A 13,905-nucleotide genomic window follows, 5' to 3' on the forward strand; every position below is an offset into this window, starting at 1 on the left:
TGATTATCCGGGGCTTGTTTGTGACGGGAGAGTGGGAGTATCCCTGTCGCAGATTTGAGTTGGAGGAATCATGTCTGCTTTTACCTTTCGAACCACGCCCTGCATCCGTGCGGAGGCTGGGGTGTCAGCAAAGCTTGGCCCGGAGATTGCCGCCCAGTTTGGCCGTTCGATCCTGATCGTGACGGACAAGGGGCTGGTGGCAGCCGGGCTGCTTGCCCCCTTTATCGCGTCTTTGGAAAAGGCAGGCGTCAAGGTTGCTGTGTTCGATGAAGTGGTGGCGGATCCGCCCGCCTGCATCGTGGAAGCGGCAAAAGCCCATGCGCTGGACCATCAGGTGGAGGCGATCATCGGCTTTGGTGGTGGCTCATCTCTTGATGTGGCCAAGCTTGTCGCTCTGTTGGTTGGCGGCGGCGAGGCTCTGGAGGATCTGTATGGCGTCGATCAGGCCAAGGGTAACCGCCTGCCGTTGATCCTCATTCCCACCACTGCCGGAACAGGGTCGGAAGTCACGCCGATTTCCATCATCACCGTTGGTGAAGGGGAGAAGAAAGGGGTGGTGACGCAGCAACTGATCCCTGATTGGGCGGTGCTGGATGCGGAGCTGACCCTTGGGTTGCCTGCTGAAGTGACGGCAGCGACCGGGGTGGATGCGATGGTGCATGCCATTGAGGCCTATAGCTCCAAGTCTCTCAACAACAATCCGATTTCAAAGGGCCTCGCCAAGGGGGCGCTTGAGTTGCTCGGGGCCAATATCGTGGCAGCAGTACGCGATGGCAGCAATCTCCAGGTTCGCAGCAACATGCTGTTGGGGTCGCTGATTGCAGGTCAGGCCTTTGCCAACAGTCCTGTGGCGGCGGTGCATGCGCTGGCCTACCCAATCGGCGGGCTTTATCATGTGCCGCACGGGCTATCGAATGCGCTGGTTCTGCCCCATGTGATGGCCTTCAATGCAGCCGTTTGTGATGAAGCCTATGGGAAGTTGGCCCCGCTGGTCTTCCCGGATCTGCGGCTGGTTGCGCCGGATCGCCGGACGGCCCAGTTCGTTGCCCGGATGGCCGATCTCTGCTCGGAATTGGGGCTGAAAACCCAATTGCGTCAGGTGGGGATCGAGCGCAGTGATCTACCACATCTGGCGTCAGAAGCCATGAAGCAGACCCGCCTGTTGGTCAACAATCCGCGCCCAGTGGATGAGGTCGCAGCCTTGGCGATCTATAAGGCCGCTTGGTAGAGCGCGGGGCTCCATTCATCATCTCAGCTGCGCTTGAGGCGCTCCAGCGTCTCATGCAGGCTTGAAAGAAAGCGCGAGCGGTCGGCTTTGGAAAAAGGCGGCGGGCCGCCACCCACTTCTCCCTGCTCGCGCAAATCGGCCATCAAATTGCGCATGGCGACAGCCGAGCCGATGCTGCTGTCGGTGAAGGGTTTGCCGTTGGTGCCAATCACTGGCGCACCCTTGTCTATGCAGCGCTGGGCCAGCAAGATATCGGCGGTGATCACCACGCTGTTGCCGTGCGCCGCGTCGGCAATGCGATCATCGGCGACATCCGGGCCATCCTCAACCTTGATGAAGGTGACCGGCTGGTCACGGGGGATGCGCATGAAGCTGTTGGCGACCAGCGTGACCGGCACCTGATGCCGCTCGGCAACCTTGTAAATCTCTTCCTTCACCGGGCAGGCATCCGCATCAACGAGAATCTCGAGCGGCTTGGTGTCTTTGCTCGTCATTGTCTTGCCTCTTGATTCCGTTAGCTGCGATCGATGAGACAGATCTGGATGTCAGCGACGTTGGTACCGGTCGCGCCGATCTCGATATGATCGCTTGAGGCTTGCAATGCCTTGTAGCTGTCATTGTTGGCCAGCAGGGCCGCAGGGTCTGTATCTGCATCTCGCATTCTTGCAAGGCTATCCGGATCAACCAGCCCTCCGGCACTGTCGGTCGGGCCATCGCGGCCATCGGTGCCACCGGACAGGAACACCCAACACCCGGTGATTGGTTCGGCCTCTGCGGCCAGAGCAAAGCGGGCTGCCAGTTCCTGATTGCGGCCCCCCTTGCCATCACCTTTCAGGGTGACTGTGGTCTCTCCGCCCCAGATATAGGCTGTCTTGTGACCATTTGGGGCTTCGGCCACTGCGTCACGCAGCATGGGCGCGACCTCTTCGACATCGCCCTCGAGCAAATCATCGAGGATCAGTCCACGCCAGCCCATTGGCAGGGCTTCGAGAATGGCTTCAAGGCTGATGGCGTTCGAACCGATCAGGCTGTTGCTGCTGTTGGACAGATCGGCGGGGGGGCTGTCTTGCTCGCTGCTGGCTTTGGTTTCAAGGGCCGTTCGTACCGCGCCGGGCAAGGCATCAAGCAAGCCCTTGTCTGCGAACAGGGCCATGGCGTCCTTGGCAGTTCCCAGCGGCGGGCTGGTCGGGCCGGAGGCGATGGTGCTCAGATCATCGCCGACTACGTCTGAGAGAATATAGCTTTGCACCTTGGCCGGGTGGGCCAATTGGCTGAGACCGCCACCTTTGAGCTGCGACAAGGTCTGGCGGACGAGGTTCATTTCATGGATGGCGTAGCCATTGGCCAGCAGCAGCTTGTTGACGGCGATCTTGTCCTCAAGGCTGATCCCGTCAATCGGAGCAGGGACAAGGGCGGAGCCGCCGCCGCTGATCAGCACGATCACCTGATCTTTAGCCGTTGCGCCTTCTAGCAGAGCGATGATGGCCTGACCGGCGGCAAGGCCATTGGCATCTGGGACCGGGTGTCCGGTGGCAAAGCAGGAGGCCCCATCAATCGCCTTGGCATTTTCATAATTGGTGACCACCAAGGCCTCAAAGGGCGTGCCGTCGGGCAGGGCCTTGAGGCAGGTCTCCGCCATGGCGTTGGCGGCCTTGCCCAGCGCAATGATCAGGTAACGGCCGGTTTCAAGCGGTAGCAGAGGGTGCTTTTCAAAGGCGCGTGCCAGCCCATGGGCCGGATTGGCCGCATCCACACCCACCTGAAATAACGCCAGAGCCAGATCTCTCAAGGATTGGTTGTCCTTCTGCTGCTCTGCCATCTGCTTCTCTCCCTTTGGCGTGATTTTCTGTCATCGAATTTGGGCAGACTATAGAAGTGGCCACAGCAAAGGGCCAGAGTTTATGGGTGGATTGTTGGGTGAGGCACAAAAAAATAATGCCCTGCTCCCAAGTGATCGGGTGCAGGGCATGAGGGTCATCCGGGCGGGTCCGATTGCATACGTTATCGGGGAGAGGCAGTATGCGTTTCGGCGGCCCCCCGTCGCAGATGACGGTGCCTCTGGGGAGAGGCTTCGTTGGCTCACTTACGAAAGCAACTTTAATACTTTCGTCTTAGCCGGGGAAGTTATACCTTTGAACAGGCCTGTCCAATCCCCAGATTTTCCACTCGATCCCCAGATTTCCGCCATTCTTGCGGTCAGATGGTCATTCTTCGCCACGGCGATAGAATGTCATGGATTCCCAGTCGCGGCGGTCCGGATGGATGCGTGGCTCGGATTTGCCTACATTTTTGAAGATGTTGAGGGCGAAAGAAAAGGGCGTGCTGTTTTTGTCGAACATGGCTTACCTCATCATGCTGTTTCGAGCCTGCCTTGGCCCGAATTTGCGCTGCATTCTGTATGATCTTTTCAGCTGGTTTGATGTCTAAATTCCGGGGCTGATTGGATCGGATGCTGTGGTTGCTGTGTGTGTTTTCTGTCTGTTGTTGGCTCTATTCTGCCATTTTTCGAATTTTTCGGAAGAGATGATTGTGCGACACACCTATGCATAAAATGCATGGATATATTTTTCGGAATGCAAAATAATTATGACGATGCAAAAGGCTGACGGGATTGACTTTTTGTGATACGTTCTCTTTATGTTCCTTTTTGCCCGGTTTTGGCGTTGCTTTTGTTGATGCATCCTCCGGGCTTTCACTGGTGCTTATCAAGGAGGGGTTTCTCATGTCTCAGTCTCTTTCCCAGTCTTTGGCGGATGCTTTTCCGCTGAAACAGGGGCGGGTGCATGAAGTGGTCGGCCATGGGGGGGTGGTTTTTGCGGCGATCGCTGCCGGTATGGCCCGTTGCCCCGATCGCAAGACCGGGTATCAGGCACGGGCTGTTTTGTGGCTGGTTGAGGGATGGCGCAGCGATCAGCTCAATCCGCACGGGCTGGCTGCCTTTTGTGACCCGGAGCATCTGCTTTTGGTACGGGTGCCCGACCACAAATCGATGCAGGCCTGTGCCGAAGAGGCCTTGCGCTCCGGTGCGGTGGCGGCTGTGGTGGCGGAAATGGCGCAACCGGTTTCCTTCACCGCCGGGCGACGGCTGCAGCTGGCTGCTGAAGAGGGGCGGGCGACGGGTATCCTGTTGATTGGCGAGGGGATGGGGACCAATGCAGCGGAAAGCCGCTGGCATTGTGCACCGCTTTTTCGGCAGACTCCTGCGGACTCCTCCCTGTCATCCTCTGCAGGGCGGTCTGGTGACTCGACTCTGCAACGCTGGCAGATTATAAAGAACAAATCAGGAACATTGGGAAGTTGGGATATCATCTGGGATGCAGAGACGCGTCGTGTCATTGTGGTTTCCGAGGCTGGCGAGCGACCGCATTATGCGGCACCAACCGGCGATGATGCCTTTTGCGCTCACGTGGCAGCAGAATAACACCGAGCGCCTTTATTGCCTCAATGGGCTGGCCGAGCAGGAGGGGTTGGAGCGGGGCATGGGACTGGCCGATGCCCGCGCCCTGTGTCCAAACTTGCAGACCATGCCGGCGGATCAGGACGCCGATCATCAGTTTCTTCTGTTGCTGGCCTGTTGGGCGGGGCGCTATTGCCCTTGGGTCGGGCTGGAAGGGGAGGATGGCCTGGTGATGGATGTCACCGGATCGACCCATTTGTTTGGTGGCGAGTTGGCTTTGCTTGAGCGGCTTGAGGAGCGGCTGGGCCATGCGGGCCTGTCGGTGCAAATGGGGCTGGCGGAGACACGCGGCGGGGCGTGGGCGCTGGCTCATTATGCGCAAGACCGGCCGTTGTCCGAGCGGCTGGTGGCGCCGGGTCAAAGCTTGTCGGCGCTCGGGGCCTTGCCAGTGGCGGCCTTGCGGCTTGAGGACAAGCTGGTGACCGGGCTGTTGCGGCTGGGGGTGCGCAGCATCGAAGAGCTTTATGCCTTGCCGCGCGCGACACTGACCCGGCGCTTTGGCCTTGAGCCTTTGATGCGGCTCGATCAGGCCTTGGGGCATCGGGAGGAAGCGATCTCGCCCCTGTCGGAACCGGCCCATTATGGGGTGCGGATGAGTTTACCCGAGCCGATTGGCCTGACCGAGGATGTGATGGCGGTGGCGGGGAAATTGCTGGACCGGCTTTGCGACAAGCTGGACCAGCGCGGCGCTGGCGCGCGGGTGTTGCAATTGACCATGCGGCGGCTCGATATGGCGGCCAGTCAGGTGGAATTGCGCCTCGCGCGCCCGATGCGGGAGGCCGAGCGGATCCTGCCTTTGTTCGAACGCGGGGTTGGCGAGGTGGATGCAGGCTTTGGCATCGACATGGTGCGGCTGGAAGCGCTGGCCGTCGAGCCGATGGCGGCCGAGCAGACGGTGCCTGCTGCACTCGTTTCTCAGATGGACGCAGGAGCGAAGAACAAGGCAGTCTCCCAGCCGCTTGATGATCTGATCACCCGGCTTGGCAGTCGGATCGGGCTGGACAATGTGTTGCGCTTTTTGCCCGCCGACAGCCATGTGCCCGAGCGCAGCTTTTCGCTGCAGCCTGCCGCGTGGAGCATGGCGGTGGATGAATGGCCCAAAGCTGGATCCAAAGCAGCTCCTGTTTCTGGCCCAGTCTCTGGCCCTGTTTCTGGCTTACCGCGCCCTGTGCGGCTGTTTCCGCCCGAGCCGATTGTCTTGCCCCTTTCATCAGACGAGCACATCGCCCGGCGAGAGCCTCCGGCCCATTTCCGTTGGCGGCGGATGCAGCTGGCAGTCAGTCGAGCCCGTGGGCCGGAACGGATTGCACCGGAATGGTGGTGGGATGATCCACTTTGGCGGTCGGGTTTGAGGGACTATTGGTGGGTGGAAACCCGGCAGGGCTGGCGCTTGTGGCTGTTTCATACGCCGCAAAATCGGCTGACCCATTTGTCGAGCTGGTTCGTGCAGGGGGAATTTGCATGAGCGCCCCAGATGATCAGGTGCAGAGCAAGAACGCTGGCACAGCGGCGCAAGGAAAGTCAGCCCAAGGAACACCGGCCAGCGGCCCGCATCCCGGACCTCAGCCCGGTGCGGTTTCTGCGCAGCAATTCGAGCAATTGCGACCGCAGCTCTATTCCGAGCTTTGCGTGATGTCCAATTTCACCTTCCTCAAGGGCGCTTCGCATCCGGAGGAATTGGTGACACGGACCGCTGAACTGGGATTAGAGGCGATCGCCATCACCGACCGCAATTCACTGGCCGGGGTGGTGCGGGCTTATTCTGCGCTGAAAGAATTGCAGCGCGAAAGCAACGAGGCGATCAAGGTGCGCTCGAGCCAGCGGATCAATCCCTCGAGCCGCGCGGTGCTAGACACTCCCCATCAGCAGCCTTTGACCCGGCCCGAAGGCGTGAAACTGCCCCGGCTGATTGTTGGGGCACGGTTGGTGCTGGAAGATAGCAGTCTTGACTGGGTGGCGCTGCCGACGGATCGGGCCGCTTACGAGCGGCTGACCCGCTTGCTGACCCTTGGCAAAAGGCGGGCGGGCAAGGGCGCGTGCCATTTGCTGCATGGGGACATGCTGGGCGGCTGTTCGGGGATGATGTTGATTGCCCTGCCGCAGCAAGGGCTTGGCCATGGGGATGTGGTGGCGCACATCAAGGCGGCGGTGCAGCGCTTTCCCGGCTCGGTCTTTTTAGGCGCGGCGCCTGCCTATAATGGCTCGGATCAGCTCTATTTTGATGCTTGCTCAAGCCTTGCCTATCGGCTGGCCGCGCCGATGGTGGCGGTGGGGGATGTGTTGATGCATCACGGCAAAAGGCGGCAACTGGCTGATGTGCTGACCTGCATGCGCGAGCATATCACCATCGATGAAATCGGCGCGCGCGCCCTGCCCAATGCGGAGCGACGGTTAAAGGGGGCGGCGGATATGGTGCGGCTTTATCGGCGGCATCCGGCGGCGCTCAGGCGGGCCAATGAAATTGCCCGGCGTTGCAATTTTTGTCTCAGCGAATTGAGCTATCAATATCCCGATGAGGTGGCGGGGGACGAGGGGCCGCAGGCGCGGCTTGAACGCCTGACCCGGCAAGGTCTCAAGCGGCGCTATCCGCAAGGGGTGCCAGAGCAATCGCAAAAGCTGGCCGACAAGGAGCTGGCGCTGGTCGAAAAGCTCGGCTTTGCTGCCTATTTTCTGACGGTGCATGACATTGTTGCCTTTGCCAAGGGACAGGACATTCTGTGTCAGGGGCGTGGGTCGGCGGCCAATTCCATTTTGTGCTATGCGCTGGGCATCACCGATGTGGCGCCGGAAACCATCACCATGGTGTTTGAGCGCTTTGTCTCGGAGCATCGCGGCGAGCCGCCGGATATTGACGTCGATTTCGAGCATGAGCGGCGCGAAGAGGTGATCCAGCATATTTATCAGAAATATGGTCGCCACCGGGCGGGGCTTTGCGCCACGGTCATTCATTTCCGCTCGCGCTCGGCGATCCGCGAGGTCGGCAAGGTGATGGGGCTGTCGCAGGATGTGACAGCGGCTCTGTCCGGCCAGATCTGGGGCTGGTCAAATGAGGGCGTCGATATGGGGCGGATGCGGGAGCTGGGGCTGGAACCCGGCGATCGGCGGCTGATGCAGACCTTGCGGTTGATTGCCGAGATTGTCGGCTTTCCGCGCCATCTGTCCCAGCATGTGGGCGGCTTTATCATCACCAAGGGGCGGCTGGATGACCTTTGCCCGATCGAGAATGCGGCGATGGAAGACCGCACCATCATCGAATGGGACAAGGATGACATTGATGCGCTGGGTATTTTGAAGGTCGATATTCTGAGCCTTGGCATGCTGACCTGCATCCGCAAGAGCTTTGATCTGTTGCGCAGCCATGAGGGGCTGGATTTTGTCATCGGCACGGTGCCGCAGGAGGATAAGGCAACCTATGACATGCTGTGCGTTGCCGATGCGGTGGGGGTGTTTCAGGTGGAAAGCCGGGCGCAGATGAATTTCCTGCCGCGGATGCGTCCGCGGCGCTTTTATGATTTGGTGATCGAGGTGGCGATTGTCCGGCCCGGTCCCATTCAGGGCGGCATGGTGCACCCTTACATCAATCGGCGGCAGGGGCGTGAGCCGGTGCATTATCCGTCGGCGGAGCTGGAAGCGGTGCTCGGCAAGACCCTCGGGGTGCCATTGTTTCAGGAACAGGCGATGCAGATCGCCATTGTGGCGGCAGGCTTTTCGGCCGAAGAGGCCGACCGGCTGCGGCGCTCGCTGGCGACTTTCCGGCGGATGGGGACGATCCATTCCTTCCGTGAGCGCTTCATGGGCGGGATGATGGCGCGGGGCTATGACCGGGACTTTGCCGAGCGCTGTTTTTCCCAGATTGAGGGTTTTGGCGAATATGGCTTTCCCGAAAGCCATGCGGCGGCCTTTGCCATGCTGGCCTATGTCTCGGCCTGGCTGAAATGCCATCATCCGGCGATCTTTGCCTGCGCCTTGCTCAATTCCCAGCCGATGGGTTTTTATGCTCCGGCGCAGATTGTGCGCGATGCGCGCGAGCATGGGATCGAGGTGCGACCCATTTGCGTCAATCACAGCGGCTGGGACAATGGGTTGGAGCGGCGCGGCGACGGGGCATGGGCCTTGCGGCTCGGTTTTCGCCAGATCAAGGGGTTTTCGCAGGAGGATGCGGTCTGGATCGAGGCTGCGCGAGGCAATGGCTATCCCGATCCGCAGAGCTTGTGGCAGCGGGCGGGTCTGTCCTCGGCGGCCTTGGAGCGGCTGGCAGAGGCCGATGCCTTTGTTAGTATGGAAATGGATCGGCGCGAGGCGCTCTGGCAGGTCAAGGCCTTGTCGGGCCTCAAGCCCTTGCCTTTGTTCAATGATCCGATTGATGGGGAATGCATCACCGAGCCGAAAGTGGTGCTGCCCTCAATGCATCTGGGAGAGGAAGTGGTGGAGGATTATGTCGCCACCCGCCTGTCGCTGAGGGCCCACCCGATGGAATTGCTGCGTCCTTCAATGCCGGATCTGACCTGCCATGGGGAGTTGCTGACTTGCACGCAAAAGAAGGTCAGCGTCTGTGGGCTGGTGGTGACGCGGCAAAGGCCGGGGACGGCGTCAGGAGTGATTTTTGTCACTCTGGAGGATGAAACCGGAGTGTCGAATGTGGTGGTCTGGCCGAAAGTCTACAAAGCCTTCCGCCGGGCGGTGATTGCCGGGCGGTTGCTGCGGGTGCATGGCTATTTGCAGAAAGAGGGCATTGTCGTTCATTTGATTGCTGAGCGGGTGGAGGATTTGTCTCACCGCCTGTCAGAGCTTGGTCACCCGCTGGATGATGCGGTGGGCATCACCAATCCTCAGGCCGATGAGGCGCCACGGGTCAAGCCCTCCAAAGCCTTGGCGCGGTCGCGCAGTGTGGCGCGGGCGCGGCATCCGCGTGAGCAGGCCAAGAAGCTGTTTCCAAGCCGGGATTTCCATTAAACAGGGGGTCTTGTTGGTGCGGCAAAGCTTAGACCGGGAGAATAACCGTCTTCTGCGTCCGGGATGCCTGATTGGAGGCAGGGTGCGCGTCTGCATTTGACGGATCGGACAGGATATCGCTTGTGGTGAGATTTTCTGCAAAGCAGCTTTCGAGATAGTGGATCAGAGCGGCGATCACCTCTTCGGCTCGTTCTGGCGTTGCACGCTCGGGGGCACGAGCAATTTCATAGGGAACGCGAAAGGCCGATGTGGCATCCAGTACCATATGGGCCATGGTGTTGAGCTGGGACGGTGGGACGATCTCGGTCAGTATTTGCCGCACCAAACTGTGCAGGTGGGCGACATGGCGTTCGATAATGTCACGATGGGGCGACGCCAATTCCAGACAGGCAACAAACAAAGCCGGGTCTCTTTCATATTCTGCCTTCTTGATGGTCAGGAAGGTCTGGATCAGATCGCGCAGTTTGCATTGCCATGCACGCTCGGTGGCACAGATGGCTTGGCCCGCTTCTTCCAGCTCGGTGAACCAGCGCTCGGCCAAAACGGCGAACAAGGCCTGTTTGTTCTTGAAGTGGGTATAGATATAGGGTTGGGAGACCCCCATTCGGTCGGCGATGTCGGACAGGACGAGACGCTTGCCACCGGATTCGATGACCAGTTCACGGGCAATCTCGATGATCTGTTCCTTGACGCGGTCGGCGTCGATGCGTGGGCGTGCCATCAGAGCCACCTCCTGACATTGTTGCAATAGGTTATGTAGGCCTCGCCGAAACTGTCTATCGCGGCTTGTTCTTCGTGTGGGATGTACCAGAGATTGGCTGCCGCGAAAAAGGCAAGAGGTGCCAACAGGGCGGGCCAGAGATTGACGAGCAAGGCGATGCCCGTGAGATGCAGCAGAAAGCCCAGATACATCGGGTTGCGACTGATGCGAAACAAACCGCCGGTGACCAGATTGCGCGGTGTACGGAAAGGGTGGATTTCGCTGTCATTGCGATGGAACTGTATCTTGCCGACAAGGGCGATGAGAAGTCCGGCCGGTATGCACAAGGCTGCGCCTGTCCAGACAAGCCAAAAGGGGGCTATCTGCAGGCCAGATGGGGCGGGAAGGCCCAGCAGGGACAGGGGTGCGATGGTCAGCAGCGCCGTCAGAGCAGGGGGAAGCAACGGGATCATCGGATGCTCTTGTGAGGAATGGTAAAGCGGGGTGATGCTTGATAGATTGTAGTTTGATAAATATGATCAAGTATAAACTTATTCAAGAGGTGGTGTTGGACCCAATGACACATAATGCCAAATGCGGTTGTCATTTCAGGGACCTGAGTTGTTGCGATGAGAGCATGGCTACAACGCCAGATATTCATTTTTGAGACACCACTGACCCCTCAAAACGATAAAGTCCACAGGTAGGTATGGGCGTGTGACGTCAATAAAAACACGCAATCCGATTGTTCTGCATGGGCAACCGGTGAGGTGGCAGATCTGTGTTAAAAAGCTGATTCTTCGTAACATTTTGCAAACCAGCGATGCAGGCCTTCTCAACCAGTCTCAGAAACCGATTTCGCCAATTGGGAAATAAATCTTCTTTGACTGGACAAAAATGACGGTTTCTTGGACTCTGGCTGTTGCCGAAACCGGTTTCGTAAATCAGCATTTTCTCGTGGAGGACATCGTGAGTAAAGTTGAAGATATCCAAGAGGCTATTCGGCGGAACGGCTACAGGCGCTCGGGCAAGCCGCGCGTGACGATCAATGACGTCGCCGACCATTTGGGTATGTCCAAGAGCACGGTGTCGCGGGCCTTGAATGGCTATAATGATATTGCCGAGCTCACCCGTCTGAGAGTGGCCAAGGCAGCCGCCCAGCTGGGTTACAAGCCCTTGGCGCAGGCGCAGGCGATCCGTACAGGGCTCATCCAGTCATTGGGGATGGTGCTCAATGTGGGGGGGCATGGCAGCCACCGTCCCTTCCTCGCCAATTTCATTGACGGTATTTCGCGGCGGGCCAGTGAGGAAAACTGGACACTGACAGTGGCGACGGCGGAAAATTCCGAAGCCGTTCTGGAGACCATCGAACGTTTGAGTGGCGAGCGCAAGGTGGATGGCTTCATCCTGCCGCGAACCCGTGAGCATGATCCGCGCGTTGATTATCTGCGGTCCCACGATATCCCCTTCATTATGTTTGGCCGCACTGGCGACGACAAAGACTGTGGCTGGTTTGATATTCGCGGCGAACTGGCAATGGAGCAGGCCGTCGAGCGCCTTTACGGGCTTGGTCATCGACGCATCGGTTTTATCAATGGGCTCGACTATTACATGTATGCCCGGCTGCGGCTTCAGGGCTATCTGGCCGGTCTGGAAAAGGTTGGGCTGCCGGTGGATCGGGCATTGATGCGGTCCAATGCCGTCACCAAGGAAGACGGGTTGCGCGAGGGAGTTGCCTTGCTGTCGCAACCCATCCGCCCGACGGCGATCATCTGTGCGGTCGATCTTGCCGCCCTTGGGCTTTATCAGGCGGCCAAGGCGGCCAATCTCGACATTGGACGGGACCTGTCGGTCATGGCCTATGACGGTATTTCGGAAGGCGAGTTTGCCTCGCCGCCGCTGACCAGTTTTTCCGTTGACAATCGCGAGGCAGGAAGACGCCTTGCCGATTTGCTGATCAAGCGCATCCGTGGGGCTGCGCCTGAAACTCTCCGCCAGCTGGGCGAAGCAAAATTGATCGAGCGAGCCTCTGACGGCCCGCCGGTCTCACCTTAACTGGCTGTTTGGCGGTCGTCTGGCTGGTCCGGGCGATTGGCAAACCGCTTTTCGTCAAGGTCTGATGCAGTCGGCTAATCCAGTCATCAGCTTGCATCGGACCAAAGTTCCGATATTTCAAAACCGTTGAATTGGGAGGTTCGACAATGCAATTTTCTAGCACCAGCAAAAAACTGACAGGCCTGCTGCTCGGGTCCGCTCTGGCGCTCGGCTTCTCCATGGTCACTGCGTCGGCCGATGGCATCCGGCTCTGGACCACGGAAGAACAGACCCCTCGTCTGGCCAAACAGCAGGAAATGGCCAAAGACTTTGAAGCCAAAACGGGCATCAAGGTCGAAGTCATTCCGGTAACGGAAAAAGACCTTGGCACCCGCGCCACCGCTGCTTTTGCGGCCGGTGATCTGCCTGACGTTATCTATCATCCGCTGCAATATGCGCTGCCGTGGGTGGAAGCGGGCATTCTGGATTCGGATGCTGCGACCGAGGTGGTTGATCAGTTGGGCAAAGATACCTTTGCACCCGGTGCCTTGAGCATGGCAGCGACCGACAATGGGTACGCCTCTGTGCCGGTCGATGGCTGGACGCAGATGATTGTCTATCGCAAGGATCTGTTCGATGCCAAGGGCCTCAAGGCCCCGTCCACCTTTGCAGACGTGGAAGCTGCACTGAAGGCCCTTCATAATCCGCCGGAAATGTACGGCTTCGTTGCCGCGACCAAGGTTGACGAGAATTTCATGAGCCAGGTGCTCGAGCATGTCTTCCTTGCCAATGGTGTGTCGCCAGTGGATGACAATGGCTTCAAGGCACTTGATCCGGCGAAAACCAAGGAAGTGCTCGAATTCTACAAGGCCATCGTCAAGGCCTCTCCTCCGGGTGAGCTTTACTGGAAACAGTCCCGCGAACTTTATTTCGCTGGCAAGGCTGCGATGATCATCTGGTCGCCATTCATTCTTGACGAGCTGGCGGGTCTGCGCGATTCCGCTCCTCCAACCATCAATGATGATCCAACCAGCCCGGAACTGGCTTCAAAAACCGGTATCGTCACCAACTTTGCCGGACCATCCAACAAAGGCGGGGCTGCCTGGGGTGACTCTCGCTATTTCGGCATCACGTCTGATGCGGATATCGAAGCGGCTCAGAAATTCGTCTCCTATTCGATGAATGAAGGCTATACCAAAACCCTTAGCATCGCGCCGGAAGGCAAATTCCCGACCCGCCGTGGTGACAAGGGCAATCCAACCAAATTCACCGAAGCATGGGCCAAGTTGCCTGTCGGTGTGGATCGCAAAAAACCGCTGGGTGATCTGTATCCTTCCGAGATGATTGGCGAAATCGTTGGTGGTCTGGATGTGGCCCAGCGTTGGGGCGTCAAGGAAGGCCAGTTGGCGCTTGCCTCCAAGATGATCAACGCTCAGGTGTTTAACCAGATCGTGCGCAAGTTCACCGATGATGCCATCTCGGCTGACGAAGCGGTGGCAGCTCTGAATGAAGAACTGGCCAAAATCAAGTAAG

11 protein-coding genes are annotated in these 13,905 nt (G+C 58.8%); 6 read left to right on the forward strand and 5 right to left on the reverse strand.

Going from position 1 to position 13,905, the window contains the following annotated elements; translation table 11 throughout:
- Window positions 1–70: 70 nt before the first annotated feature.
- Window positions 71–1,228 (forward strand): iron-containing alcohol dehydrogenase, encoded by a 1,158-nt coding sequence (locus DSD30_RS15930; RefSeq protein WP_114010705.1) that lies wholly within the window; start codon window positions 71–73, stop codon window positions 1,226–1,228.
- Between the two features lie 23 nt (window positions 1,229–1,251).
- On the opposite strand, the gene DSD30_RS15935 is transcribed toward DSD30_RS15930, so the two are convergent.
- The 3 genes from DSD30_RS15935 to DSD30_RS21980 all read right to left on the reverse strand — a co-directional run bounded on the left by DSD30_RS15935 (window position 1,252) and on the right by DSD30_RS21980 (window position 3,567).
- A complete protein-coding gene (locus tag DSD30_RS15935) occupies window positions 1,252–1,722 on the reverse strand; it encodes a YaiI/YqxD family protein (RefSeq protein ID WP_114010706.1) in 471 nt (156 codons plus the stop codon).
- A gap of 20 nt (window positions 1,723–1,742) precedes the next feature.
- A complete protein-coding gene (locus tag DSD30_RS15940; protein ID WP_114010707.1) occupies window positions 1,743–3,047 on the reverse strand; it encodes a glycerate kinase type-2 family protein in 1,305 nt (434 codons plus the stop codon).
- A 385-nt stretch (window positions 3,048–3,432) separates the two neighbouring features.
- Entirely contained in the window at window positions 3,433–3,567 is a 135-nt protein-coding gene (locus DSD30_RS21980; RefSeq protein WP_280955318.1) for a hypothetical protein, read from the reverse strand.
- A 383-nt stretch (window positions 3,568–3,950) separates the two neighbouring features.
- On the opposite strand from DSD30_RS21980, the gene DSD30_RS15945 reads away from it, so the two are divergent.
- From DSD30_RS15945 to DSD30_RS15955, 3 genes are read left to right on the forward strand one after another with little or no spacing between them, the layout of a single operon-like run.
- The gene (locus tag DSD30_RS15945; protein ID WP_114010858.1) at window positions 3,951–4,649 is read left to right on the forward strand and encodes an ImuA family protein; all 699 of its coding nucleotides are present in this window, start codon (window positions 3,951–3,953) and stop codon (window positions 4,647–4,649) included.
- Complete coding sequence (locus DSD30_RS15950; RefSeq protein WP_245418505.1) at window positions 4,597–6,150, forward strand: Y-family DNA polymerase; 1,554 nt, start codon at window positions 4,597–4,599, stop codon at window positions 6,148–6,150. Before DSD30_RS15945 ends, DSD30_RS15950 begins: the two co-directional genes overlap by 53 nt.
- Complete coding sequence (locus DSD30_RS15955; protein WP_114010709.1) at window positions 6,147–9,638, forward strand: error-prone DNA polymerase; 3,492 nt, start codon at window positions 6,147–6,149, stop codon at window positions 9,636–9,638. The genes DSD30_RS15950 and DSD30_RS15955 overlap by 4 nt, the downstream gene beginning before the upstream one ends.
- 28 nt (window positions 9,639–9,666) lie before the next feature.
- On the opposite strand, the gene DSD30_RS15960 is transcribed toward DSD30_RS15955, so the two are convergent.
- Window positions 9,667–10,359, reverse strand: a complete 693-nt coding sequence (locus tag DSD30_RS15960; protein WP_114010710.1) for a TetR/AcrR family transcriptional regulator — start codon at window positions 10,357–10,359, stop codon at window positions 9,667–9,669.
- The gene (locus DSD30_RS15965; protein WP_114010711.1) at window positions 10,359–10,811 is read right to left on the reverse strand and encodes a methyltransferase family protein; all 453 of its coding nucleotides are present in this window, start codon (window positions 10,809–10,811) and stop codon (window positions 10,359–10,361) included. The genes DSD30_RS15960 and DSD30_RS15965 overlap by 1 nt, the downstream gene beginning before the upstream one ends.
- A 496-nt stretch (window positions 10,812–11,307) precedes the next feature.
- On the opposite strand from DSD30_RS15965, the gene DSD30_RS15970 reads away from it, so the two are divergent.
- Together DSD30_RS15970 and DSD30_RS15975 are read left to right on the forward strand one after the other, a co-directional pair.
- Window positions 11,308–12,393 carry a LacI family DNA-binding transcriptional regulator gene (locus DSD30_RS15970; RefSeq protein ID WP_198662987.1) on the forward strand — a complete coding sequence of 362 codons (1,086 nt, stop codon included), beginning with the start codon at window positions 11,308–11,310 and terminating at the stop codon, window positions 12,391–12,393.
- A 146-nt stretch (window positions 12,394–12,539) separates the two neighbouring features.
- On the forward strand, window positions 12,540–13,904 hold the full coding sequence (locus DSD30_RS15975) for an ABC transporter substrate-binding protein (protein WP_198662988.1): 1,365 nt from the start codon (window positions 12,540–12,542) through the stop codon (window positions 13,902–13,904).
- Window position 13,905 lies beyond the last annotated feature (1 nt).

It is taken from the genome of Cohaesibacter intestini, from assembly GCF_003324485.1.
GTDB classification, from domain to species: domain Bacteria; phylum Pseudomonadota; class Alphaproteobacteria; order Rhizobiales; family Cohaesibacteraceae; genus Cohaesibacter; species Cohaesibacter intestini.

What these genes read in the sequence shown, in the direction of transcription:
- DSD30_RS15930 (WP_114010705.1), top strand. Translation starts at nt 71, where the DNA reads ATGTCTGCTTTTACCTTTCGAACCACGCCCTGCATCCGTGCGGAGGCT.
- DSD30_RS15935 (WP_114010706.1), bottom strand. Translation starts at nt 1,722, where the DNA reads ATGACGAGCAAAGACACCAAGCCGCTCGAGATTCTCGTTGATGCGGAT.
- DSD30_RS15940 (WP_114010707.1), bottom strand. Translation starts at nt 3,047, where the DNA reads ATGGCAGAGCAGCAGAAGGACAACCAATCCTTGAGAGATCTGGCTCTG.
- DSD30_RS21980 (WP_280955318.1), bottom strand. Translation starts at nt 3,567, where the DNA reads ATGTTCGACAAAAACAGCACGCCCTTTTCTTTCGCCCTCAACATCTTC.
- DSD30_RS15945 (WP_114010858.1), top strand. Translation starts at nt 3,951, where the DNA reads ATGTCTCAGTCTCTTTCCCAGTCTTTGGCGGATGCTTTTCCGCTGAAA.
- DSD30_RS15950 (WP_245418505.1), top strand. Translation starts at nt 4,597, where the DNA reads ATGCGGCACCAACCGGCGATGATGCCTTTTGCGCTCACGTGGCAGCAG.
- DSD30_RS15955 (WP_114010709.1), top strand. Translation starts at nt 6,147, where the DNA reads ATGAGCGCCCCAGATGATCAGGTGCAGAGCAAGAACGCTGGCACAGCG.
- DSD30_RS15960 (WP_114010710.1), bottom strand. Translation starts at nt 10,359, where the DNA reads ATGGCACGCCCACGCATCGACGCCGACCGCGTCAAGGAACAGATCATC.
- DSD30_RS15965 (WP_114010711.1), bottom strand. Translation starts at nt 10,811, where the DNA reads ATGATCCCGTTGCTTCCCCCTGCTCTGACGGCGCTGCTGACCATCGCA.
- DSD30_RS15975 (WP_198662988.1), top strand. Translation starts at nt 12,540, where the DNA reads ATGCAATTTTCTAGCACCAGCAAAAAACTGACAGGCCTGCTGCTCGGG.